This is a genomic window from Prevotella sp. FD3004, from assembly GCF_000746155.1.
Lineage (GTDB): Bacteria > Bacteroidota > Bacteroidia > Bacteroidales > Bacteroidaceae > Prevotella.
The window spans coordinates 320,135-342,740 of sequence record NZ_KN050819.1; the positions used below are offsets into that span (position 1 = coordinate 320,135).

Sequence of the window (22,606 nt, forward strand, 5' to 3'; positions counted from 1 at the left end):
ACTACATTTTCATTACTTTATCTGCGTCCGCCAAGGCTACCACCGCCACTTCGGCCGCCACCAGAGCTACCGCCGCCACTATTGCGTGAGCCACCGCCGCCGCCAAAGCTGCCACTACTGCTGCTGCGAGTGTTGCTGTTTCCACTATAGCTGCCATAGTTGCTTCGAGAGCTGTTAGTAGAATTACTATAGCCACTATCACCGCCGCGACGCCCGCTAAAATTACCGCTACGACTACGCTCAGAGTTGCCACTGGTATAGACGCGTCCACCACCCATCGATGCCGCACGATCTCTCAGACTTCCCATCCTCTGGCTGTTACCCGCAACCGGACCTCTTCCACTATAGTACGAACCATGACTAGAACCACGACGATCTATAGTACCAGAGTTACCGGTATGGCCATAATAGTGACCGCTGCCGCCTCCGCCATAATAGTAATAGGGATATCCCCAGCCATAATAACCATAGTAGTATGGATACCCCCAGCCATACCAAGAGTAATACCAAGGATCATACCAACCATAAGGGCTCATATACCAAGGATCATACCAGGCAGAATACCACGACGGTCCGTAATACCACGACGGTCCGAAATACCAAGGATCATACCAGCTATAACCATAACGGTTATAATACCATGGTGAATGCCACGCCCAAGTGCTCGCGCCTGCCCGATAACCAGCCCAGAAAGCTTCATTATCGCTCAGATCATAATCATCGAAGCGTGTCATTCTTTTTGTATACTTATAATCTTCAGATAGAACAGAATCCGGATAGACACCTTTTGTCTCACTGAAATCGATGATATCCATCTTCGTAGAGTCACCAACGATGTCCTCATATGAACTCTGAACTTTATCGTCCGTCACTACCTCTATCTTCGTAACCTTTTTGTCTTTCTTCTTAGGAACGAAGTAGAGATCATCATCCTGAGCCATCATAGCCAACGGCATGGCTCCGATAAGCATGGAAATTAGTAACAGTTTCTTCATTTTCTTCCTTTATTTATTGGTTTACGATGCAAAAATACAATGATTTTTAGTGCAAATTTAGGGAAAAACCCTAACTTATAGTAGGATTTTCCCTATTTTTTGTAATTTTGCATTAAAAATTAACACACTTATGAAGTATTTCGAAGCAACATTCACCATTTCGCCCTACTCTGCTGATGCCTCTGATATCCTCGCAGCTATCGCAGGAGAAGTGGGTTTTGAGACTTTTGAAGAAACAGTTACCGGGCTTAAAGGATATATCCAGCAACAACTATTCAACGAAGGCTCTCTTAATGAGGCTCTCAAAGACTTTCCTTTTGAAGAGACCACTATTACCTATGAAATAAAAGAAGCAGAAGACCGTGACTGGAACGAACAATGGGAACAAGAAGGATTCGAACCTATCGTTGTTTCAGAAAACCTCATTATTCACGACGGACGTCATCTGCCATGTTCTATCTCTTCCGAGTGTATTCAGATAGAGATAGATGCACATCTGGCTTTCGGCACTGGCACTCATGAAACAACACGTATGATTTGCAATACCATTCAATCACTTCCACTCAAAGGCACAAAAGTGTTGGATTGTGGTACAGGAACAGGTATTCTGTCTATCTGCGCTTTGAAATTCGGAGCTAGCGAGGCTGTTGGCTATGATATTGACGAGTGGTCTGTTGATAACGCACGCCATAATGCCATCATCAATCAGGTAGACGACCGCTTTACATCATTACTTGGCGACGCTTCTGTTTTAGATAAAATAGATGGCACGTTCGGACTTATTACGGCAAATATCAACCGTAATATTCTTATGGCCGACTTACCCCAGTTCCGCAAGAAGATGACTAAAGGCTCAACACTGATTCTGAGTGGTTTCTATACAAACGATTGTGAACAACTGATTGAGAAAGCGAAATCATTGGGGCTCACTCTGAAACAACAAAAAGCAGACCACGACTGGGCCTGCCTGATGTTTATTTGCTAAATATTCAGATTCTACTTTTCGTGAATGACGACCTTGATTTTTGAAATTCGATGGCCATCAAGTTCAGTAACTTCAAACGTGAAGTTCTGATAATCTATACGCTCATGAAGTTCAGGGAAATCGCCTTTTATCTCAAGCAATAATCCCGCCAAAGAGTCCGCATCACCCTCCACTTCCTCAAAGGTTTCATCATCGAGATCAAGAATCTTAAAAAAGTCAGAGAGCAATGTCTTTCCCTCAAAGACATATGTATTGGCATTGATTCGTGTATACGTTTTCTCTTCCTCATCATATTCATCATTAATCTCTCCGACAATCTCTTCCAAGATGTCTTCAAGCGTAATGATACCACTGGTACCACCATATTCATCCACCACGATGGCAATATGAACTTTGTTTTCCTGGAAGTCGCGTAACAAATCATCAATCTTCTTTGTCTCAGGAACAAAATAAGGAGGACGAATCAGTGACTGCCAACGGAAATTAGCAGGTTTAGAAAGATGAGGCAGTAAATCCTTAATATAAAGAATACCACGGATATTATCTATCGTGTTCTGGTAAACAGGAATACGCGAATAGTTATTTTCAACAATACACTTCAACACTTCTGGAAATGGAAGACTGAAATCAAGGTCTACAACATCCTGACGCGATGTCATTACCTCCTTAGCAGTCTCATCACCAAAACGAACGATGCCCTCAAGCATATTCTTCTCTTCTTTGAGTTCATCTTCATCCGTCAGTTCCAGAGCCTGTTCCAAATCATCTACACTAAGCACACGATTTTCTTTCTGCACCACTTTCTCTGCAAGCATTCCAGAACGAATCAATACCGAACTAAGCGGATAGAACAATTTACTAAGTACTTGAATACCGCCTGCTGACATACGACAAAACGCAAGCGCATGTTGACCAGCATAAACTTTCGGCATTATCTCTCCGAAAAGAAGAAGCAGGAATGTAAGTAATATGGTAACAACAATAAACTGCAACCAATAAGCCATACCGAAATCCACGACATGGGCAAAGAAATAATTGCAGAGCATGATAATTGTCACGTTCACCAGATTATTGGTAATCAATATCGTAGCCAACGTGCGTTCTGAATCCTCTCTTAGGTTCTGGATTTTACTATCAGCCTCATTCTTTTCCTCCTCTAATTCATTCAAATCATGAGGAGATAACGAGAAGAAAGCAATTTCAGAGCCAGAAGCATAACCAGAGAAGATCAATAACAAACAAGCAAGCACACCTGCCACAATAGCACCTGTTGTCGGTACTAACAGTTGTACTTCGCTAAAGAGTTGTTGAAGATAATCCATAGATTAGAAGGGAAGATCCTCGTCAGTCTTTGAATCAACCTGTGGCTGCTCAGCAACGGGCTCAGGGGCCACCTGTGCATTCGTAGAAGACTTCGGCGTAAGCAGTTCCATATTGTCAGCCCATATTTCCGTCATATAGCGTCGCTGTCCCTGCTTATCATCGTATGATGTATAGCGAATACGTCCTTCAATATAGAGTTTATCACCTTTATGGACATATTTCTCAACAATCTCAGCAAGCCTACGCCAAAGAATCACATTATGCCAGTCTGTATGATCAGGTACCTGCGTACCATTCTGCAATGTATAGCCACGCTCTGTTGTGGCCAAACGAACACGTGCTACAGCCACTCCCTGGTCAACATAACGAACCTCGGGATCCTGGCCGACATTACCAATGAGCATTACCTTATTCATAGTCGTTACTGTTTAACTTTACCTAAATAACGGAATTTGAAGTTCTTTCCTTTAGCAGAAGGGAACTGACTGCGATCATCAACACGTTCTCTTAAATAATCAACAATCCGCTGATAGCAGTCCATACCCGAAATAGCCTTTACACGAGCAGAGAACTGAGTGTCACGATACTGGAATTTCCCAGTTCCGGGAACCAGAAGTACACGTTTAAATTCAAGCATACCTTCATACCATCCATAACACTCTTCAGTAAGACGGACAAGTGCCGGAGCAACAGGCTTGGCTTTGTTTTCTTCAGCAGGATGCAAAGCCTTCTTCTCCTTGAAATCCTGCATAGTAGCAGCGTCTGTCTTAATGATTATGAAATATACTCTTGGATGTATCTTATAACGTTTTGGATAGAAAATATCACTGGCTACATATGCACGGATATCTTCCTCCAAAAGCGGGTTCATCTCGATTTCCTCAATTGAGCTAAGAAACTCAATAGCATCATCAACTGTAGAAACTAACGTTTCACGGTCAAAATATCTTAAATATAAATTCATTTGAAAAAGATTGTTGTTTTCCTAATAAAAGAGCGGAAAACGGGACTCGGACCCGCGACCCCAACCTTGGCAAGGTTGTGCTCTACCAACTGAGCTATTTCCGCATTATTCCAAAAAGTGAAGAGGAGGAGACTCGAACTCCCACGTCGCAATTGACACTACCCCCTCAAAGTAGCGCGTCTACCAATTCCGCCACCTCTCCAACAAAACGCTGAATAAAAAAGAGTGCCCAGAACAGGACTCGAACCTGCACGCCTCGCGGCACACGCACCTGAAACGTGCGCGTCTACCAATTCCGCCACCTGGGCATTTTTAATCATTAAGGCCAATCCTTAATGTCTCTTTTTTGTTCAACAAGTGAGCGGAAAACGGGACTCGGACCCGCGACCCCAACCTTGGCAAGGTTGTGCTCTACCAACTGAGCTATTTCCGCGTTTTTTCATCCTTGTGGAAGGCATTTCCCTAAATGCGAGTGCAAAGGTAATGCTTTTTTCGGAACTGGCAAATTTTTTAGAGACTTTTTTTCGAAAAAAGTGCCATTTTATCGAAAAAAGGCCGTTTTCGAGGCCTAATCCATACGATTACGGTAGTCTTCATAGCAAAAACGTCTCAAAATCTCCAATGTTCCGTCTTCACGAAGCATACCGATTGCGGGATGTGAAATTCCGTTAAAAGTATTCGTTTTAACAGTTGTATAGTGAATCATATCCTCAAAAATCACTTCCTCACCAATTTCCAATTCGTGATCAAACTGCCAACTGCTCATAAAATCACCACTCAGGCAACTGTTACCACCAAGTCGGTAAACATGCTCACCCGATTCAGAATCTATATGGTTGGCAAAACGCACTTCCGGATAATATGGCATTTCCAGGCAATCCGGCATATGGCATGTGAAACTTACATCTAATATGGCGGTACGGATACCTTTATCTTCTACTACATCAACAACGTGAGAAACCAGCGGTCCCGTTTGCCACGCAAAAGCACTCCCTGGTTCAAGAATAATCTTCAGCCAAGGATAACGCTCATGAAACTGCTTCATCATCTGAATCAGCAAATCGACATCATAATCTTTACGGGTCATCAGATGTCCGCCTCCGAAATTAATCCACTTCAGCTGAGGGAACCACCGCGAGAACTTCTCTTCGATATGCGCCAAAGAGCGCTGGAACACATCCGCCCCACTCTCACAATGACAATGACAATGGAAACCTTCGATAGCCTCAGGAAGTTTTTCCGGCAACTTATCCGCAGACACGCCAAAACGGGTTCCTGGCGCACAAGGATTATATAATAATGTCTCCACCTCAGAATATTCGGGATTTATACGCAATCCCAGCGAGCAATTCTTAGCACGATCGTGAAAACGCTCATACTGCGACAGCGAGTTAAACGTCAGATGCGATGAACAGCGCACGATCTCATCAAACTCATCATCCGTATAAGCTGGAGAATAAGTATGTGCCAGAGCGCCAAACTCCTCAAAAGCCAGACGGGCTTCGGAGAGCGAGCTTGCCGTCGTGCTGTTGATGTACTCTCTGAAAATGGGAAACGTCTTCCATAAGGCGAAAGCCTTGAAAGCAAGTATAATCTCTATATCGGCTTTCGCCGCAACATCAGCAATGAGTGTGAGGTTGCGGCGAAGTTTCTTCTCTTCTATAATATAAATAGGTGTAGACATCATTTCTTTAATGGAATGGTGAAACTGAATGTACTGCCCTCTCCTTCGACAGACTCCACATAGCAGTCGCCGCCGTTTTTGCGGGCAAAGTCCTGACATAGCTGAAGACCGAGCCCTGACCCTTCTTCACCGCCAGTACCATAAGTAGTCTCTCCCTTATGGAAGATAGAGCCGATACGGTCTGCAGCAATTCCGACGCCATGATCGCAAACGCTCACTTTCGCGAAATCGCCCTCAGAGCTTGCGGCAATCTCTATTGAAGAATCTTCTGGCGAGAACTTGATGGCATTTGAGAGGAAGTTTCGGAGTACCGTTTTTACCATATCGTTGTCAGCAACAACCATGATGGGAGATGAAGGCATCTTTAACTCAAGTTTGATATGCTTTGTAGCAGCAATCATCTCATACACATCTACGACACCAGGAATAATATCGTTCAGATCCAGGTCTTGCACAACGACGCTCAAACGTCCCGTCTGACTCTTAGTCCATTTCAACAGGTTATCAAGCAGATCGTGAACCTCCTCCGACTCTTTGTTCGCCTTATCAAGCAGTTCGAAGAGTTCCGGGCCAACCTGTTCTGGTGTTGTAGAGGCAACTACCAGATTAAGCACCATACGGATGCTGGCCATTGGCGAACGGAGATCATGAGCAATTACCGAATACATCTTATCACGATTGCTCAGTGTCGTACGGAGCTCGTTGTTCTGCTGTTCAATAATACGTTTTGCGGCAACCAGTGATATCTGTTGCATCACACGCATCACCAGTTCCTCCTTGTTGAACGGCTTTGTCAAGAAGTCGCTTGCGCCCACCTTAAAACCGTGTACCAGATCCTGCGGTGTATTCAGGGCTGTCAGGAAAATAATAGGAATATCTTTTGTTTCAGGGTCCTTCTTCAGCACCACGGCAACATCGAAACCGCTCATATCCGGCATCATTACATCGAGCAGTATCAGATCAGGACGTTCCTTACGAGCCTGCTCAATAGCCGTATTACCATTATTAGCCGTACAAACTTGGAATTTCTCGTTTGTCAACAGAATCTTCAGCAACAACACATTGCTGACGACATCGTCGACAATCAATATCTTATATTCACTACGATTTATTTTTGATTCAAGCGTTTCTTCTGTTTCCATCCCGGTCAGTAATAGTGTATTAACGGATGCAAAAATAGTGCAATTAATTTGAACCACCAAATTATCGCACTATTTTTTAACGGATTTTTTATTCTACGGTCACCGATTTTGCTAGATTTCTGGGCTGATCCACGTTCTTTCCTTTACATACAGCCACATGATAAGCCAACAGCTGTAGCGGAATCGTGGCCACCAATGGCTCCAGACACTCCAGCACATCAGGTAATTCTATCACTTCATCAACAATCTTCGAGATTGTGTTGTCGCCTTTCGATACTAAAGCGATCACCCTACCCTGACGGGCCTTGATTTCCTGAATGTTCGAGAGAACTTTTTCGTACATCGCATTATGAGTAGCAATCACGACTACAGGCATATCCGAATCAATCAGCGCAATCGGACCATGCTTCATCTCAGCAGCGGGATAGCCTTCAGCATGAATATACGAGATTTCTTTCAGCTTCAAGGCTCCCTCAAGTGCCACAGGATAAGAATAGCCTCGTCCGAGGTACAGGAAGTTGTGAGCATAGGTGAAGGTACGTGCCAGATCAGCCACTTTCTCGTTAGTCTTCAGAACCTCACGGATCTTATCGGGAATCTCGCTCAGTTCCTTGACAATCTTCAGATACTCATCTCTGTGGATAGTACCCTTAGCTTCACCCATCGCCAACGCAATCATCGTCAACACAGTCACCTGACCAGTAAACGCTTTTGTCGAAGCCACACCGATCTCAGGTCCTACGTGAATATAAGTACCCGTATCTGTTGCTCTTGGGATACTGCTACCGATTGCATTACAGATACCATAGATAAATGCGCCCTTCGATTTAGCCAGCTGAACGGCAGCCAGCGTATCTGCGGTTTCACCACTCTGAGAGATGGCAATCACGATATCATCTTTTGTTACAACCGGGTTTCTATATCTGAACTCGCTGGCATACTCCACTTCCACAGGAATACGACAGAGACTCTCTATAATCTGCTTACCTATCAGACCAGCATGCCAAGAGGTACCACAAGCTACGATAACGACGCGCTTAGCATTCAGAAGCTGTCTGCGATAATCGATTAAGGCAGAAAGCGTTACGTGATTAGCTTCAACATTCACGCGACCACGCATACAGTTAGTCAGGCACTCTGGCTGCTCAAAGATTTCCTTCAGCATGAAGTGCGGATAACCGCCTTTCTCAATCTGTCCCAGATCGAGGTCTACGGTCTTCACCGTCAGCTCCTGCTCTTCACCAAGAATACTTACAACCTTCAGTTCCTCACCGCGACGGATGACAGCGATGTTACCATCCTCCAGATACACCACTTTATCGGTATATTCCACGATAGGACTGGCGTCGGAACCCAGGAAGAACTCATCCTCACCGATACCAACCACCAGCGGACTCTGCTTACGGGCTGCAATAATCTGATCGGGATCGCGCTTATCAAGCACAGCAATAGCGTAGGCACCGATTACCTGATAGAGAGCCACCTGGACAGCAGTCAACAAGTCGAGCTGCTTGTGCTCCTTGATATATTCTATCAGCTGCACCAATACCTCCGTATCAGTATCTGAGACGAATTTCACGCCCTTAGCCTGTAAGTTAGCCTTCAGGTCGGCATAGTTCTCAATGATACCGTTATGGATAATGGCCAGATTGTGGGATTCAGAATAATGCGGATGGGCATTCACAGAAGAAGGTTCACCATGAGTAGCCCAACGTGTATGAGCGATACCCACCGTACCGCTGACGTTTTTATCGCTGCAGTACTCGACCAGGTTGTCCACCTTTCCTTTGGTCTTATATACATTCAGAGCCGCATCGCTGTTAATCAACGCCACACCAGCACTGTCATAGCCGCGATACTCCAATCTGCGAAGCCCTTTAATAAGAATCGGGAATGCTTCCTTCTTTCCAATATAACCTACAATTCCACACATAATGGCAATTTACTTTTTGTCGTTTATAATTGTATTTTGGGTGCAAAATTACTAAAAAGCCATTTATTCACCAAGCATTTTGCATAAAAATTTAAGAAAAAGGTGACATAAAAACAAAAGACCCATCAGAATCTCTCTGACGGGCCTTCCGCGGTGCGTACGAGATTCGAACTCGTGACCTCCTGCGTGACAGGCAGGCATTCTAACCTACTGAACTAACGCACCAAACCTATGGAACGAATGAAAAAAAACTGCGGTGCGTACGAGATTCGAACTCGTGACCTCCTGCGTGACAGGCAGGCATTCTAACCTACTGAACTAACGCACCAGAAAGCACTCTTCCTTATTAGCGGGTGCAAAGGTAATGCTTTTTTCGGAACTGGCAAAACATTTTCGGGATTTTTTTGAATGAAACCCTCATTTTTTTCAAAATACCAGTTGCATAAGGGTTGCATCACGATATTCGCGGCCATCATAGAGCCAATCTTTGATCTTTACTGCTGCCACGTAGCCCATCTTCCCGAACAGACTCATCGACCCTTCGTTGCGCATATCCACGAACGCGAACAGCTGATGAAGATGGAGCACATTCAGCGCATAGTCGGCTATTTGTTGCAAAGTGCTGCTACCATAGCCTCTTCTCCGATACGCGTCGAGAATGATGAGTCCCACCTCAGCGCGACAGTTCCCCGGATCGAAGTTCACCACATCCACGATGCCCACGATCTCGCCTTCCTCGTTCTCCACCATCATCCTTACCTGGCGGTCCACATAGATATCGTCAGCAGCGTTGGCAATATAGTCGTGAAGCGTATAGCGCGAATAAGGCACGTTGCTGGCGCCCACGTTCCACAACTTCATGTCGTTCTCAATCCTGTAGAGCAGATCCAGATCCTCTGGTTCGATGGCTCTCAGCCTTACTTTGGCTTTATTATTGTTCATAAATGCAGTTTTTTACGTAAGATATCCATCAGCGCGATACCAGCCCTGAAATAGATGGCCGTCTTGATGGGGATGGTATAGAACACGCTCAGATGACTATAATGCTTTCTGAAGAAGATGAGCATGGCCTGATAGAAGATGTGTACATATCTGTAATCCGTCTTCTGTGTCGAGCGCCCTTTATAGTGCGTGATGGGATAAGGCAGATACCAGTTTTCCCAACCGCCTTTCATCAGTCGATACGACAAGTCGATATCCTCGCCATACATAAAGAAGTCCTCGTCGAGCAGTCCCACCTCGTCGAGCGCCTTTCTGCGCAGCAGACAGAACGCCCCGCTGATGACCTCTATTCTCCCAGGCTCGTTCCACGAGAGGTGACTCATATAGTAACGCCTGGTGCAGCCCATCATTTTCAGAAACGACACCCAGGGTGTGGGCAAAGCCCTTCTCGATTCCGGCGCACGCGTACCGTCTTCATTATGCATCATCACGCCAGCCCCACCCGCTTTCGTGTGTCCGTCCATAAAGTCTGTCGACTTTCGCAACGTATCCTCGCCCACCACCGTGTCAGGATTCAGCAGCAGCACATATTCGCCCGAGGCCTGCCTGATGGCGATATTGTTGGCTTTGGCGAAACCCACGTTCTTCTTGTTCTCGATCAGTCTCACCCAGGGGAAAGACGCCTTCACCATCGACACGCTATCGTCAGTCGAACAGTTGTCGACCACGAACACTTCCGCCTCGATTCCCTCAAGAGCCTTCTCCACACTCTGCAGACACTGCTTCAGATATGTGCTGACGTTATAGCTGACGACGACGATGCTCAGTTTCATTTCTCCTCCTCAGTAGTCTCGGCGATACAGCGGTTCAAACTCGGATACACAAACGGCATACAGAGCAGCAGCATGATGCCCAGATAGCCGAAAGTAGTGTTCATATATATATAATATAATAATGTATCCGCGAGCATAGGCACTTCGATGATCAGCAGACGAATGAGTCCCCACTTCATCATGGCCGCCTCCTTGCGCGTCACCAGGTCGTCGTGAACCGTCTTAAACTTAAACAGCCTGAGCCCCAGGAAGGCGGCGCCCAGCGACACCAGTTCCATCACAAACGTCAGCAGAAACTCCGACTGCTTGTCCTCAGCCATCACGCCGCTCTCGAGCACCTCAGTCTCGAAGAGCACAATGAGCAGCAGCACCAAAGCCGCGATGCCCGCATAAACCAAAGTCAGACGCTTACTTACATTCTTCATATCCCTTTTGTTTTTGTTTTTACTTTATCTTTCTTCAAACAGCGTGCGGTTCATGATCGAGCGCCCCAGCGTCACCTCGTCGGTATATTCCAGCTCGTTGCCCACAGACACACCTCTGGCAATCACGCTCACCTTGACGCCGAAAGCCGCCAGCTTACGATAGATGTAGAAGTTGGTTGTGTCGCCCTCCATCGTAGGACTGAGCGCCAGAATCACCTCCTTCACCTCGCCCTCAGCCACACGCCTGATCAGCGAGTCGATCTCGATATCTCCGGGCCCGATGCCGTCCATAGGCGAGATCACGCCCCCCAGCACATGATAGAGTCCGTGAAACTGCTGTGTGTTCTCTACCGCCATCACGTCCTGGATGTTCTCTACCACACACACCGTAGCCTTGTCCCTTCTGTGATCAGCGCAAATAGGACAAACGTCAGCATCGCTGATATTGTGGCACACGCTGCAGTACTTCACCTCGTGCTTCAGCTTGCTGATAGCTTCGGAAAACTGCTCCACGTCCGAATCCTCCTGACGCAGCATCCACAGAACCAGTCTCAGCGCCGTCTTGCGCCCGATGCCTGGCAACTTGGAGAATTCGGCTACCGCCTTCTCCAGTAATTGTGACGGATATTGTTGTTGAATCATATCTCACTCAGTTCCAGCCAACGCATTGATTTCTCGTCGAGCTCATCGTTCAACAGAGGCAGGCGTTTGCTCATTCTTGTAATCTCCTCCACCGAAGTCGTTCCTCCGCAGAGTTGTTCCTCAATCTGTTTCTTTTCAGCCTCCAGGGCTTCTATGTCTTTCTCCAGCTGCTCCAGCTCGCGCTTCTCCTTAAAGCTGAGCTTGCGTTTCTGTGGCTGAGCGCCCGTGGTCTGCTTGGGCTGTTTCTCAGTCTTCTCAGCCTTCTGCTCCTTAGGCTCTCTGGGCTGCAGCTGACTCCATTGTCGATACTGCGTATAGTTGCCCGGGAAGTCCTTGATGTCGCCGTTCCCGTTGAACACCAGCAGATGGTCAACCACCTTATCCATGAAGTAGCGGTCGTGGCTCACCACGATCACACACCCCGGGAAGTCCTGCAAGTATTCCTCCAGAATCTGCAGCGTCACGATGTCGAGGTCGTTCGTAGGCTCGTCGAGCACCAGGAAGTTCGGATTCCTCATCAGCACCGTACAAAGGTAGAGTTTCCTCCGTTCGCCGCCGCTCAGCTTGTACACATAGTTGTGCTGCTGCTCAGGCGTGAAGAGGAAGTGCTGCAGGAACTGCGAGGCCGAGAGATGTTTTCCGCCTCCCATGTCAATATACTCGGCAAAGTCCTTCACCACGTCAATCACCTTCTGCTGTTCGTCGAACTGCAGTCCCTCCTGCGAGAAGTAGCCGAACCTCACCGTGTCTCCGATATCGAACTTTCCGCTGTCAGGCGCCACCTGTCCGAGCAGCATCTTGATAAACGTCGACTTCCCCGTACCGTTGTTGCCCACGATACCCATCTTCTCGAATCGCGAGAAGTTATAGTAGAAGTCCTTGAGAATCGTGAGCGGCTCAGCCCCCGGGCGCTCAAACGCCTTGTTCACGTACTGACACTCGAAGATCTTCGACCCGATATATACGTTTCTCGATTTCAGTCTTATCTGTCGCTCCTCGATGCGCTGCTTGGCCACCTTCTCCAGTTCGTAGAAAGCCTCCTCGCGATACCTGGCCTTGTGTCCACGCGCCTGAGGCATCCTTCTCATCCACTCGAGCTCCGTGCGATACAGGTTGTTGGCCCTTGCTATCTCAGCCCTGCGGTTGTCGATACGCTCCTGTCGCTTCTCCAGATAATAGCTGTAGTTGCCGCGATAGGTATAGATGGTCTGGTCGTCGAGTTCCAGAATCACCGAGCACACACGGTCGAGGAAGAAACGGTCGTGGGTCACCATCAGCAACGTCTTGTTGCCCCTGTTCAGGAAACCCTCCAGCCATTCTATCATCTCCAGATCCAGGTGGTTCGTAGGCTCGTCGAGAATCAGCAGGTCGGGGTCCGTTATCAGCACGTTGGCCAGCGCCACACGCTTCTGCTGTCCACCGCTCAGCTGTCCCATAGGCTGGTCCAGGTCGCGAATCTTCAGCTGTGTCAGAATCTGCTTTGCCTTCAGCACCTTCTCAGGGTCGCCCTCATGATGGAAACAAGCGTCGAGCACGCTCTCGCTGGGGTCGAAGGCCGGACTCTGCTCAAGCATGCCCACCTTCAGGTCTCTTCTGAAGATGATATCCCCCGAATCATAGCCCTCCTTACCCGAGAGCACAGACAGCAGCGTCGACTTACCCGTACCGTTCTTGGCTATCAGTCCCACCTTCTGCCCCTCGGCAATCGAGAAACAGATATCGCGAAACAGCACCAGCGAGCCGAACGACTTCGTCAGATGCTGCACGTCTAAATATGGATTTTCCTTCGCCATTTCTTTCTTATGGCACGGATTACACGGCTTTTTATAAAAAAGACACGGCTTGTTTTTTCAGAGAAGAGCTGTGTTTCTCTTAAAGAGAGCCGTGTAACCTGTGCCTGATATTACTTTTTCAGTTCTTTATTAATTTGTTCTATGTAGTTCAGCACCTCGTCGCGCCCCTGCTTCTTCTCAGCCGAGGTTACGAACATCGGAGGCATCTCCTCCCACGTCTCGCTCAGCACCTTCTTATACGCCTCTACGTTCTGCATGGCCTTCGTCGCGCTCAGCTTGTCGGCCTTCGTAAACACGATGGCGAAGGGCACGCTGCTGGCTCCCAGCCACTGAATGAAGTCGAGGTCTATCTTCTGCGCCTCCAGACGTATGTCGATCAGCAGGAACACGTTCACCAGCTGCTGTCGCTGCAGGATATAGCCGTTTATCATCTGCTCCAGCTTCTGAACCTCCTTCTTCGAGCGCTTGGCGAATCCGTAGCCCGGAAGGTCCACGAGATACCATTCGTTGTTGATGATGAAGTGGTTGATGAGCAACGTCTTACCAGGCGTGGCCGAGGTCTTGGCCAGCTTCTTGTTGTTGGTCAGCATATTGATGAGGCTCGACTTGCCCACGTTCGACCTTCCTATAAAGGCATATTCGGGCTTGTTGTCCTGAGGGCACATCGACTCTCTTGGCGCGCTCAGCGTGAATTCAGCTTTCTTAATTTCCATATCTTCCTTGTTTTGGGTGCAAAGTTAATAAAAAAAAGCGAATTTATTTGGTAGTTACCAAAATAATCCTTACCTTTGCATCGTTTTTCAAAACAGCGCTTCCGTTCGAGAAGCGTTTCCAATCAATTTTTTGGGTTTCAAATCAGAAATTATACACTCATTTTATGTATACAAAAGAAGAATTAGAATCTATGGATATACCCCAGTTGGTGGGTATAGCAGATCAGTTGGGCATCAAAGTGTCGCAGGATGACCAGATGGAAGACGTTGTCTATGCCATCCTCGACAAGGCTGCAGAAGTAAGCGCAGCTGAAGGCGATGCTCCCAAACGCAAGCGTACACGTATCGCAAAAAAAGATACCAGTAAGGTTTATACAGTCAAGGGCAACAACGGTGCCAACCTCGACGCCAATCCCCCACGCAGAAAGAAGGACGAGGCTCCCTCGCTCTTCAGCGACGCTCCCGCAGCCGCTCCCGTAGCTGAGGAAGAGAAGGCTCCCGCAGAAGAAGCCGCTCCCGCTCCAAAGCGCCGTGGTCGCCGCACCAAGGCCGAGATCGAGGCCGAGAAGGCAGCCCTCGCAGCAGCTGAGGCACAGAAGAAGGTCGAGGAAGAGGCAGCAGCCAACGAGGCTCCCGCAGAGGCTCCCGTAGAAGCCCCCGCAGAAGTTCCCGAGGCAGCAGCCCCCGACTTCTCAGACATCATCCCCGAAGCAGCCGACTTCGAGTCAGCAGAGACCGACGAAGAGGCCAGCAACGCTATCGCACAGCTCCGCGAGAAGATGTCGAACCGCAACAAAGAGCAAGAGGTCAAGCCCTCAGCAGATACCGACGAAGTCGATGAGAACGGCGTATGGCTGGGCGACCCAGGCGACGGCACCGATTTCATCACCATGATCGATATCCCCATCGAGGACCAGTCGGCCCTGCCCACCCTCGACATTTTCGATCGCCCCATGGCGCAGCCCACACTGCCCATGGAAGACAAGTACGTCCGTCCTGGCGAGGCTCCCAAGTACGACTTTGGCGACCTCATCACAGGCAACGGTGTGCTCGAGTGCCTCACAGACGGCTACGGCTTCCTGCGCAGCTCAGACTACAACTATCTGTCGTCGCCCGACGATATCTACGTATCACCGCAGCAGATAAAGAAATACGGTCTGAAGACAGGCGACGTCGTAGAGTGCACCGTCCGTCCTCCCCACGAGAACGAGAAGTACTTCGCCCTCTCTACAGTCAAGTCTATCAACGGCCGCAACCCTTCGGAAGTGCGCGACCGCGTATCCTTCGAGCATCTGACGCCCCTCTTCCCCGACGAGAAGTTCAACCTCTGTGGCGATCGCGCCACCTCGAACCCCTCAGTTCGCGTGGTCGACCTCTTCTCGCCAATCGGTAAGGGTCAGCGTGCGCTCATCGTGGCACAGCCAAAGACAGGTAAGACCATCCTGATGAAGGATATCGCCAACGCCATCGCTGCCAACCACCCCGAGGCTTATATCATGATGCTGCTCATCGACGAGCGCCCTGAGGAAGTAACGGATATGGCCCGCACCGTCGACGCCGAGGTTATTGCCTCTACCTTCGACGAGCCCGCCGACCGCCACGTGAAGATTGCAGGCATCGTGCTCGAGAAAGCCAAGCGCATGGTAGAGTGCGGCCACGATGTAGTCATCTTCCTCGACTCCATCACCCGTCTGGCCCGTGCCTACAACACCGTAGCCCCCGCCTCAGGTAAGGTGCTCACTGGTGGTGTCGACGCCAACGCCCTTCAGAAGCCCAAGCGCTTCTTCGGTGCAGCCCGTAACATCGAGGGAGGCGGTTCGCTCACCATCATCGCCACCGCTCTGGTCGACACAGGTTCTAAGATGGACGAGGTGATCTTCGAGGAGTTCAAGGGTACTGGTAACTCAGAAATCCAGCTCAACCGTTCGCTCTCCAACAAGCGCATCTTCCCAGCTATCGACCTGGTTCAGTCGTCTACTCGTCGCGACGATCTGCTGCACGACGACACCACGCTCAACCGCATGTGGATCATCCGCAAGTTCATCGCCGAGATGAATCCTATCGAGGCCATGAACACCATCCGCGACCGCTTGGTAAACACGCGCACCAACGAAGAATTCCTGTTGTCCATGAACGGATAACCCCCGATGATAACAAAAAAAGAGGGAGACTCAAGTTCGAGCCTCCCTTTTTTTTATTCATCATATTTCTTCGAGTCCACCACGAAGTGGAACATCTCCCCGTCCACAGGGATGTCGAGAATCAGATACGTCGTCTTCACAGGTTTTATGGCTATAAAGCCCTGATGCTCCGAGCCGTCGAATATCGTGTTCGCCTTCCAGTAGCCCTCGTCGATACGCTTCAGCGCCTCGTCGTGCGCCTTCTCGAACTCGTTGTTACGATCCCTTCTGTACAGCGCGTTCTCCATCATCGTCACATCGTCCTGAGGTCCCAGCTGCTCAACGCCCGCTACGACCACCTCCGTCAGCACCATCGCCCACCAGTTTGTCCTGCTCTGCTTCTTGCGATACTGCTTCGGAGTATAGATTCTCAGCGAGTCCGTCTCCAGACGCGAGACGTCGCCCCCGCGGTCCAGATAAGTCCCCACACGATAGCGCGTACTCTTCACCGTGTTCCCGGGGATTGCATACGCATAAGCCCTGATGTCCTTGGGCTCAAACATAATCTCGTGTCCGCTTTTGTTGATAATCGAGATGTGAGGCTCAAACAGCCCGCCCTCCGTAGGATCCACGACCACGCTCACGCCCTCGTGCGTACAGTAGAACACCTTATAGTTGTTCTTCACGTAAGTCTTGTACTCCTTGGCGTCCGTTTCAGCCATGAGGTTCAGATGGCCCATCGCCGCCATCAGTAATAGTGATAGTAAAAATCTCATAATTGGTATAAAGTTTATAATTCTGCTGCAAAGATAAGCCAAACAGCCCGCAGCAGAAAAGGATTTTCCCTAAAAGCACGGAGGAAAATCCCTACAAACCCTTACCAGCCCAGAGGCAGCACGATGTTCTCCACCTTGTGAGCCTCAGCAAAGAGCGGAGCTATCTCCTCGTCGAGGAAGCCCGCAATGCCGCATCCCACGCGCGTCACCAGGAACGTCAGCTCAGGATGCTGTCGAGCGAAGTCGATAAACTCGTCCACATAAGGCCTGATCGTCTCCACGCTGCCCTGCATCGTAGGTATGCCGTAACTCTGTCCCTGCAGTCCAACGCCCTGTCCCCAGACAGCGCCGAACTTCCTATAAGCCATGAGCGCCGCACCACCGCCGTGCGCCCCCTCCAGGTTACTACCAAACACGAAAATCTCGTTTTTCTCCAGATGCGTAATCCCCTCTGGCGTCACCCTCTGCTGTTCCATAATGATATTTTTATTGCTTATTTCAGTTATTATTTCAGTTATTAGAATTTTGAATCTCCTTTACTACGACCCAGTCAGCAGGCAACCAGTCCACGCTTTCCAGCAAGTCTTTGCTCAGCCACCGTGCCGCCTCATGCTCCTTCAGCGTCAGGCATCCGCTCTCCACGCTGCACCAGAAGCAATGCATCGTCAGGTGAAACTTCGGGTAGTCCCACTCCACCGTTTTCACGAGTCGTTCCACCACTATTCTCGTTTCCAGTTCCTCCCATATTTCCCGTTTCAGCGCCTCCTCAGCGCTCTCCCCGGGCTCCATCTTCCCCCCGGGAAACTCCCAGCCATCCTTCATGTCGCCATATCCCCGCTGCGTGGCGAAGACCCGTCCCTCGTCGTCATGTATGATGGCCGCTACTACCTCTATCCGTTTCATCTATTTATCATCCATCGAAGCTATAAAGTCGTCATAAGCATCCCGTTCCTCTCGTGCCGCCCTGTTAGCATCGTCGTCATGCTCCCCCTTCTGTTTCTCCGTATATCTGCCACGAAATATAGCGTCCCCTTTGTATATCAGCAGAAACACAACCGCCCCTATATGCATCAGAAGCACATCCCACCATGGAGTAATGCACAGCAGTATACCCACGATAAAGACATACATAATCAGATAAACCAGACAACCTACCCCATATCCTCTTTCAGTTTAATCGTTTCTATTCCGCCACAAAGATAGCAATTATTTTTTAAATGATGACGAAACATTAGTATATTTTGTTTATTAACAATTCCTGGATAATCCTGGCAAAAGTTAAGAGATTTGGCAGAAAGTTTATGATATACTACTTTTGCAAATAAAAAAGATGAATAAAGAACAAATTGAATCAATCCTTAACAATGCATCTGAAGAATATCTCGAAAGTTTTTTCGAAACCCTTCTTAATGAAATAAACTCCGATGATGAACCCTATTTTAAAAAAGCTCGCCAACTACTTCTTGCATCACTCAACAACAAGCAAGCAGATGATTTCTTTATTGCTTTATGCGGTTGGAATCTTGAAAGTCTTTTTAGTCGAATGATCTAATATTTTCAAAGACATTCTAAGCTGATCTAAATTATTTTTTCGTTTCAAAACGATCTTCTACCTTTGCTGCAAAAGATTAGAAGTTATGAACGAAAAGAAATGGATTACAACAGAGCAGATGCTCGACGAGTTAAAGAATGAGCCTGATAATGAGCTCCAGTATACACACTATCTTGGCGGTATACTTCGTAGTACCCACTGGCTAGAGTATTCTTCTAAAGAAGATAAGTATGGAAATTCTACAGATTGGAATGATTACGCTTGGTTTACAAGAGAAGAATTTCTAGAGCTTCACGCTGGCGAATGGTGGATGAGAGACTTATAATGATATTAATTGGGATAAATTTCTCTTAGTCTCTTCTAATTCGGATTTCTGCAACGGTATACCAATAAGGTATGCTTTTGCAGAATAACCATTAATGCCACTATATACATTGAGCTCACGGGAAACGAAATAATTGGAAGGATAGATAAGCATGACGTGCTTTTGCTTGTTTCCACCAAACGATGAGTATGCTAATACTTGATGGAAATCCTCGCGGAAAGTTTCTTTCAAATCTTCGCCCATTCGATTCACATTATACATGTGAGATTTGTATTTTGCATCGATAATATACTGAACATCACCCTTATACATAACCGCATCTGGCTCAAGATAGCTGAGCGTCCAAGCAGTCTTTTCTCCACCAATACGATATTTTTTGTTACTATCTAATTTTGCGCCCTTTAATCCTGCAACTTGTTTTAGAACATATTGCACATATCTTTCAAAGAATTCGGAATAATCAATTCTCCATGCTCGTTTTGAACTTACATTGTTTTGCAAAATTCTCATCCCTATTTCTTTTGTTTCTTTGATGATTGCAGGGTCTGACGTGCGAAGTGGAATAGATGTTACAGGTTTAAGCCTATTTACATCATATTGTTTGCTTAATAATGATATCTGGGAAAGATATGGAGCTTTTGAACGTAGAGGCGTTGAGGGTTTCATAATCTCATTAATACTCAGATGAAGTATGTACGTCAAAGCTCTCCATTCTTCATGGTCGCATGTCAGAGTATTATTCCTGTTGGGATATTTTAATGCAGACCACGGGTCAATATCTCTTACGGCGTATTTGTCCCATCTTGTTGAGGAATTAGGAAAGAGTTGATTCACCTCTACATTTTTGAATTTTCTCCAATGATAACGCTTTGCCTCTATGTACTTATCGATAAACTTTTGGCATTCCAAATATAATGGTGGTTTAACGGTGTTGATAGTATTTATCTGAAATCGTTCGTCATATTCTATTTTTAGGTCCTCCTTGATAACAGAAATAAGTTCTGAAAGATTTTCACCATATAAACCTTCAACAATAAGCTCGCCATAAGGCATACCCGTTCCTGGCGACAATAACGGAACACAGCCAGCGTATTTTGATGTGGTGAATTGGATGGCACTTGCACCATTCGAATCACGCGCTAATTGAGTGTTAATGCCAAGAAAATCGAAAACGGGTGAATTAATATTTATAAACTCGATGATATGTCTTTCAGCATCTTTTCGAGTATCAATACCTTTCCAATCTTTCTTTAGCTCATTGAAAGATATCGTTTTTTCACTCAATACCTTAAGAGACAAAATAGCAGGACGCAACTGCCTTTTCTGAAGATCTATATTAGTCTTCAGATTGTCAGCCATCTGTTTAAGCAATTGTTTGCGTTCCCTTGCTTCTGCTCTACTCATACATCAGTTCACCAATCTTGTTGTAAAAGTAGTTCACAAATTCATCTTTTGCCGAAGGCAGAAAGCCTTCGTTAATGTATTCTTTGATAAGCGGCATCAGCTCATATTTCAGCCTTTGCTTCATGGCTTCATCATCTGCTGCAATGAAATAGGACTGGCCAGGCTGAAGATTTAATTCCTCGTCAGTAGCATGACGCATAAACATGTTTTCAAATTCCAGGAATTCCTCTTTTCTGAAATCTTTGTGGTCTATTACCTGAGGTCTTAACGTAATCCACGTAAAGCGTCTGCGAAGGGCAAAGTCGACAACAGCCAGACTTTTATCTGCTGTGTTCATCGTGCCAATAACATATAGATTCTCTGGCAACTTGTCGATTTCTAAATCACCAATCTTAATCTTGTACTTACGATTGTTACCTGTGTTCTTCTCAAACAAATAGAATACTGGTCCAAGTACATTAGAAAGGTTTGCTCTATTAATCTCATCGATAATGAGTAATACGTCTTTGCCTGTATTTGCCTCCTTTATAGCCTCATACAAAACACCAGGATTGTCCTTATATATTAATGTATTCGATGCGGTATCCGGTTTGATTCCATATACAAAATCAGAATATGAAGTTTCTGCATGGAATTGTGTAAACTTCACGTTTTTAAATTTCTCAGCAATATTCAATGCTGTATAAGTCTTTCCTGTTCCAGGAGCCCCTTGAAGTATGATGTACTTGTCTCTCAAAAGAATCTTGTATATTTCATCTTCTGTCAACGACTTCTTCGAATTAATAGATTCTAACTTATCTAATACATCCACGACTTCTTTTCGTTGTGTATCATTTGTGGGCCAGCCTCTGAACTCAGCATAAGCACAAATCCACTTTTTGAACTCATAAGGTATATCTTCGACTGTGAAATCATTCTTGATATCCACAACCTCGAAGGCTACAACCAATGGACCAAAACGTTCATCAAACTGGCGAATGCGTGGATGTTCTTCTTTTAGCTTTGTAGTCAGTTCTGGGAGCCGGTCAGTAATGTTGCTGAAATCACTCTTATAATAGACGCGAGAGTTCGAGTTCAATCGAAGGAATCTTCTACGAGTAAACGGCGATTGTGCTATAGCGCCATCATACATGAACTGTTGGGTACCAACAACTAGGACTATAGCACATGCAGAAATGCTATTTGTATCATCATTTGTTTTCTCTGGCATGAAGCAAAGAGAGAAATCGCTATAAGGACCGCTTGGTTCCTGACCTTCTCTGATGAAGCCACAATAGGCAACATTTTCAAATTCATTAGAAGGGCGGTTTATGTCCTTTCTCCATATTCCGTTCTTTTCTGGAACAAAACCAACGCTTTGAGCATATTCCTTTATTGCGTCAACAAAAGCATTCAACTCCATATGATTTATAATTTAGTAATTAAACAATTCGCTTTTCGAAATACCTAATGCATTAGCTATCTTATCAATGGTGTTGAGCGTAGGACTTTTTTCGCCACGCTCAATAGTGCCAATATAGGTTCTATCCACCTCACACTTAAATGCAAATTGTTCTTGTGAATAACCTGCATTCTTACGTAATTCAGCAACACGCTTTCCGAAAGTAATATTTACATCAGTTTTCATGGTTGCAAAGGTAAAGAAATGCTACCTTTAGCACAACGGTCTAAAGATAGCATTTTTACTTATGAAAGCCTTTTAATGTTATTTAATTTAAAAAGGAATCATATTTTCGAGCGTTTTCACCATTCTCACGTCTGCACGAAGGCGGTTTTGTGGCGGTTGGCGGCGGGACAGACGGCGAGGTGGAGCCAGTAGGTGCCGCGGGAACTGCGCTCGATGAAGAGTTCGTCAAAGTCGGGCTCGAGGGTGCCCTCGGAAACCTGAGCGCCTTTAACTCACGCCCTCGTGTGTCGGCGAGGTCGAGGAGGTCAGTATAGTACTTTCCTTCATCATTTATCAAAAGATATATAGGATCACCATAAAGATTATCGGGTTTTCCGTATATTTCCAGTCAACGGGAATATAGACTTCTCATTATTTTTTCTTCTTTA

General features: G+C 46.8%; 23 protein-coding genes, 6 tRNA genes and 1 pseudogene. 4 read left to right on the forward strand and 26 right to left on the reverse strand.

What is annotated here, in order from left to right:
* Positions 1-17: 17 nt before the first annotated feature.
* Complete coding sequence (locus T325_RS08285) at positions 18-995, reverse strand: hypothetical protein (RefSeq protein ID WP_051949797.1); 978 nt, start codon at positions 993-995, stop codon at positions 18-20.
* A 130-nt stretch (positions 996-1,125) separates the two neighbouring features.
* Between T325_RS08285 and prmA the strand changes: the two genes are divergently transcribed.
* Entirely contained in the window at positions 1,126-1,980 is an 855-nt protein-coding gene (prmA, locus tag T325_RS08290; RefSeq protein WP_036912376.1) for a 50S ribosomal protein L11 methyltransferase, read from the forward strand.
* 11 nt (positions 1,981-1,991) lie between these two features.
* Here prmA and gldE read toward each other — a convergent pair whose 3' ends face one another.
* From gldE to yihA, 18 genes and pseudogenes are all read right to left on the reverse strand, one after another.
* Positions 1,992-3,302 carry a gliding motility-associated protein GldE gene (gene gldE, locus T325_RS08295; protein ID WP_036912379.1) on the reverse strand — a complete coding sequence of 437 codons (1,311 nt, stop codon included), beginning with the start codon at positions 3,300-3,302 and terminating at the stop codon, positions 1,992-1,994.
* Positions 3,303-3,305: 3 nt separating this feature from the next.
* Positions 3,306-3,719: a single-stranded DNA-binding protein gene (locus T325_RS08300; protein WP_036912382.1), complete on the reverse strand. Its 414-nt coding sequence runs from the start codon at positions 3,717-3,719 to the stop codon at positions 3,306-3,308.
* 5 nt (positions 3,720-3,724) lie between these two features.
* On the reverse strand, positions 3,725-4,267 hold the full coding sequence (locus tag T325_RS08305) for a hypothetical protein (RefSeq protein ID WP_036912385.1): 543 nt from the start codon (positions 4,265-4,267) through the stop codon (positions 3,725-3,727).
* 31 nt (positions 4,268-4,298) lie between these two features.
* A tRNA-Gly gene (locus T325_RS08310) sits at positions 4,299-4,371 on the reverse strand.
* A 14-nt stretch (positions 4,372-4,385) separates the two neighbouring features.
* Positions 4,386-4,469 (reverse strand) — tRNA-Leu (locus tag T325_RS08315).
* Between the two features lie 24 nt (positions 4,470-4,493).
* Positions 4,494-4,575: transfer RNA gene (locus tag T325_RS08320), tRNA-Leu, on the reverse strand.
* 52 nt (positions 4,576-4,627) lie between these two features.
* Positions 4,628-4,700, reverse strand: a tRNA-Gly gene (locus T325_RS08325).
* Between the two features lie 135 nt (positions 4,701-4,835).
* Positions 4,836-5,951: a carboxynorspermidine decarboxylase gene (gene nspC / locus T325_RS08330; protein ID WP_081911169.1), complete on the reverse strand. Its 1,116-nt coding sequence runs from the start codon at positions 5,949-5,951 to the stop codon at positions 4,836-4,838.
* Positions 5,951-7,093: a hybrid sensor histidine kinase/response regulator gene (locus T325_RS08335; protein ID WP_036912390.1), complete on the reverse strand. Its 1,143-nt coding sequence runs from the start codon at positions 7,091-7,093 to the stop codon at positions 5,951-5,953. The genes nspC and T325_RS08335 overlap by 1 nt, the downstream gene beginning before the upstream one ends.
* A gap of 88 nt (positions 7,094-7,181) precedes the next feature.
* The gene (glmS, locus tag T325_RS08340; protein WP_036912393.1) at positions 7,182-9,026 is read right to left on the reverse strand and encodes a glutamine--fructose-6-phosphate transaminase (isomerizing); all 1,845 of its coding nucleotides are present in this window, start codon (positions 9,024-9,026) and stop codon (positions 7,182-7,184) included.
* Between the two features lie 151 nt (positions 9,027-9,177).
* Positions 9,178-9,251, reverse strand: a tRNA-Asp gene (locus tag T325_RS08345).
* A 29-nt stretch (positions 9,252-9,280) separates the two neighbouring features.
* Positions 9,281-9,354, reverse strand: a tRNA-Asp gene (locus T325_RS08350).
* 98 nt (positions 9,355-9,452) lie between these two features.
* A complete protein-coding gene (locus tag T325_RS08355; RefSeq protein ID WP_036912395.1) occupies positions 9,453-9,968 on the reverse strand; it encodes a GNAT family N-acetyltransferase in 516 nt (171 codons plus the stop codon).
* Positions 9,969-9,976: 8 nt separating this feature from the next.
* A pseudogene (locus tag T325_RS08360) lies at positions 9,977-10,801 on the reverse strand (glycosyltransferase family 2 protein); the annotation flags it as partial.
* The gene (locus T325_RS08365) at positions 10,798-11,226 is read right to left on the reverse strand and encodes a hypothetical protein (protein WP_036912398.1); all 429 of its coding nucleotides are present in this window, start codon (positions 11,224-11,226) and stop codon (positions 10,798-10,800) included. The pseudogene T325_RS08360 and the gene T325_RS08365, both read right to left, overlap by 4 nt.
* 24 nt (positions 11,227-11,250) lie before the next feature.
* Complete coding sequence (gene recR, locus T325_RS08370) at positions 11,251-11,865, reverse strand: recombination mediator RecR (RefSeq protein ID WP_091766206.1); 615 nt, start codon at positions 11,863-11,865, stop codon at positions 11,251-11,253.
* The gene (gene abc-f, locus T325_RS08375; protein WP_036912404.1) at positions 11,865-13,661 is read right to left on the reverse strand and encodes a ribosomal protection-like ABC-F family protein; all 1,797 of its coding nucleotides are present in this window, start codon (positions 13,659-13,661) and stop codon (positions 11,865-11,867) included. The genes recR and abc-f overlap by 1 nt, the downstream gene beginning before the upstream one ends.
* Before the next feature lie 110 nt (positions 13,662-13,771).
* The gene (yihA, locus tag T325_RS08380; protein WP_036912406.1) at positions 13,772-14,374 is read right to left on the reverse strand and encodes a ribosome biogenesis GTP-binding protein YihA/YsxC; all 603 of its coding nucleotides are present in this window, start codon (positions 14,372-14,374) and stop codon (positions 13,772-13,774) included.
* A 164-nt stretch (positions 14,375-14,538) separates the two neighbouring features.
* On the opposite strand from yihA, the gene rho reads away from it, so the two are divergent.
* A complete protein-coding gene (rho, locus tag T325_RS08385) occupies positions 14,539-16,515 on the forward strand; it encodes a transcription termination factor Rho (RefSeq protein WP_036912409.1) in 1,977 nt (658 codons plus the stop codon).
* Positions 16,516-16,568: 53 nt separating this feature from the next.
* On the opposite strand, the gene T325_RS08390 is transcribed toward rho, so the two are convergent.
* From T325_RS08390 to T325_RS08405, 4 genes are all read right to left on the reverse strand, one after another.
* On the reverse strand, positions 16,569-17,270 hold the full coding sequence (locus T325_RS08390; protein ID WP_156097660.1) for a hypothetical protein: 702 nt from the start codon (positions 17,268-17,270) through the stop codon (positions 16,569-16,571).
* Between the two features lie 101 nt (positions 17,271-17,371).
* Positions 17,372-17,746, reverse strand: coding sequence for an A1S_2505 family phage non-structural protein (locus tag T325_RS08395; RefSeq protein ID WP_036912413.1), 375 nt, complete (start codon positions 17,744-17,746; stop codon positions 17,372-17,374).
* A gap of 34 nt (positions 17,747-17,780) precedes the next feature.
* The gene (locus T325_RS08400) at positions 17,781-18,173 is read right to left on the reverse strand and encodes a (deoxy)nucleoside triphosphate pyrophosphohydrolase (protein ID WP_036912415.1); all 393 of its coding nucleotides are present in this window, start codon (positions 18,171-18,173) and stop codon (positions 17,781-17,783) included.
* The gene (locus T325_RS08405; RefSeq protein WP_036912418.1) at positions 18,174-18,401 is read right to left on the reverse strand and encodes a hypothetical protein; all 228 of its coding nucleotides are present in this window, start codon (positions 18,399-18,401) and stop codon (positions 18,174-18,176) included.
* Positions 18,402-18,600: 199 nt separating this feature from the next.
* Here T325_RS08405 and T325_RS08410 point away from each other — a divergent pair, with 199 nt between their 5' ends.
* Both T325_RS08410 and T325_RS08415 read left to right on the forward strand, forming a co-directional pair.
* Positions 18,601-18,822, forward strand: coding sequence for a hypothetical protein (locus tag T325_RS08410; RefSeq protein WP_036912421.1), 222 nt, complete (start codon positions 18,601-18,603; stop codon positions 18,820-18,822).
* An 85-nt stretch (positions 18,823-18,907) separates the two neighbouring features.
* On the forward strand, positions 18,908-19,147 hold the full coding sequence (locus T325_RS08415) for a hypothetical protein (protein WP_036912423.1): 240 nt from the start codon (positions 18,908-18,910) through the stop codon (positions 19,145-19,147).
* Here the strand turns inward: T325_RS08415 and T325_RS08420 are convergent.
* The 3 genes from T325_RS08420 to T325_RS08430 are packed head-to-tail and all read right to left on the reverse strand — an operon-like array spanning position 19,142 to position 22,178.
* Positions 19,142-20,551 carry a 5-methylcytosine restriction system specificity protein McrC gene (locus T325_RS08420; protein WP_036912426.1) on the reverse strand — a complete coding sequence of 470 codons (1,410 nt, stop codon included), beginning with the start codon at positions 20,549-20,551 and terminating at the stop codon, positions 19,142-19,144. The genes T325_RS08415 and T325_RS08420 overlap by 6 nt on opposite strands.
* Positions 20,544-21,953 (reverse strand): McrB family protein, encoded by a 1,410-nt coding sequence (locus T325_RS08425; RefSeq protein WP_036912427.1) that lies wholly within the window; start codon positions 21,951-21,953, stop codon positions 20,544-20,546. The genes T325_RS08420 and T325_RS08425 overlap by 8 nt, the downstream gene beginning before the upstream one ends.
* Positions 21,954-21,965: 12 nt before the next feature.
* Positions 21,966-22,178: a helix-turn-helix domain-containing protein gene (locus T325_RS08430; RefSeq protein WP_036912430.1), complete on the reverse strand. Its 213-nt coding sequence runs from the start codon at positions 22,176-22,178 to the stop codon at positions 21,966-21,968.
* Between the last annotated feature and the right edge of the window lie 428 nt (positions 22,179-22,606).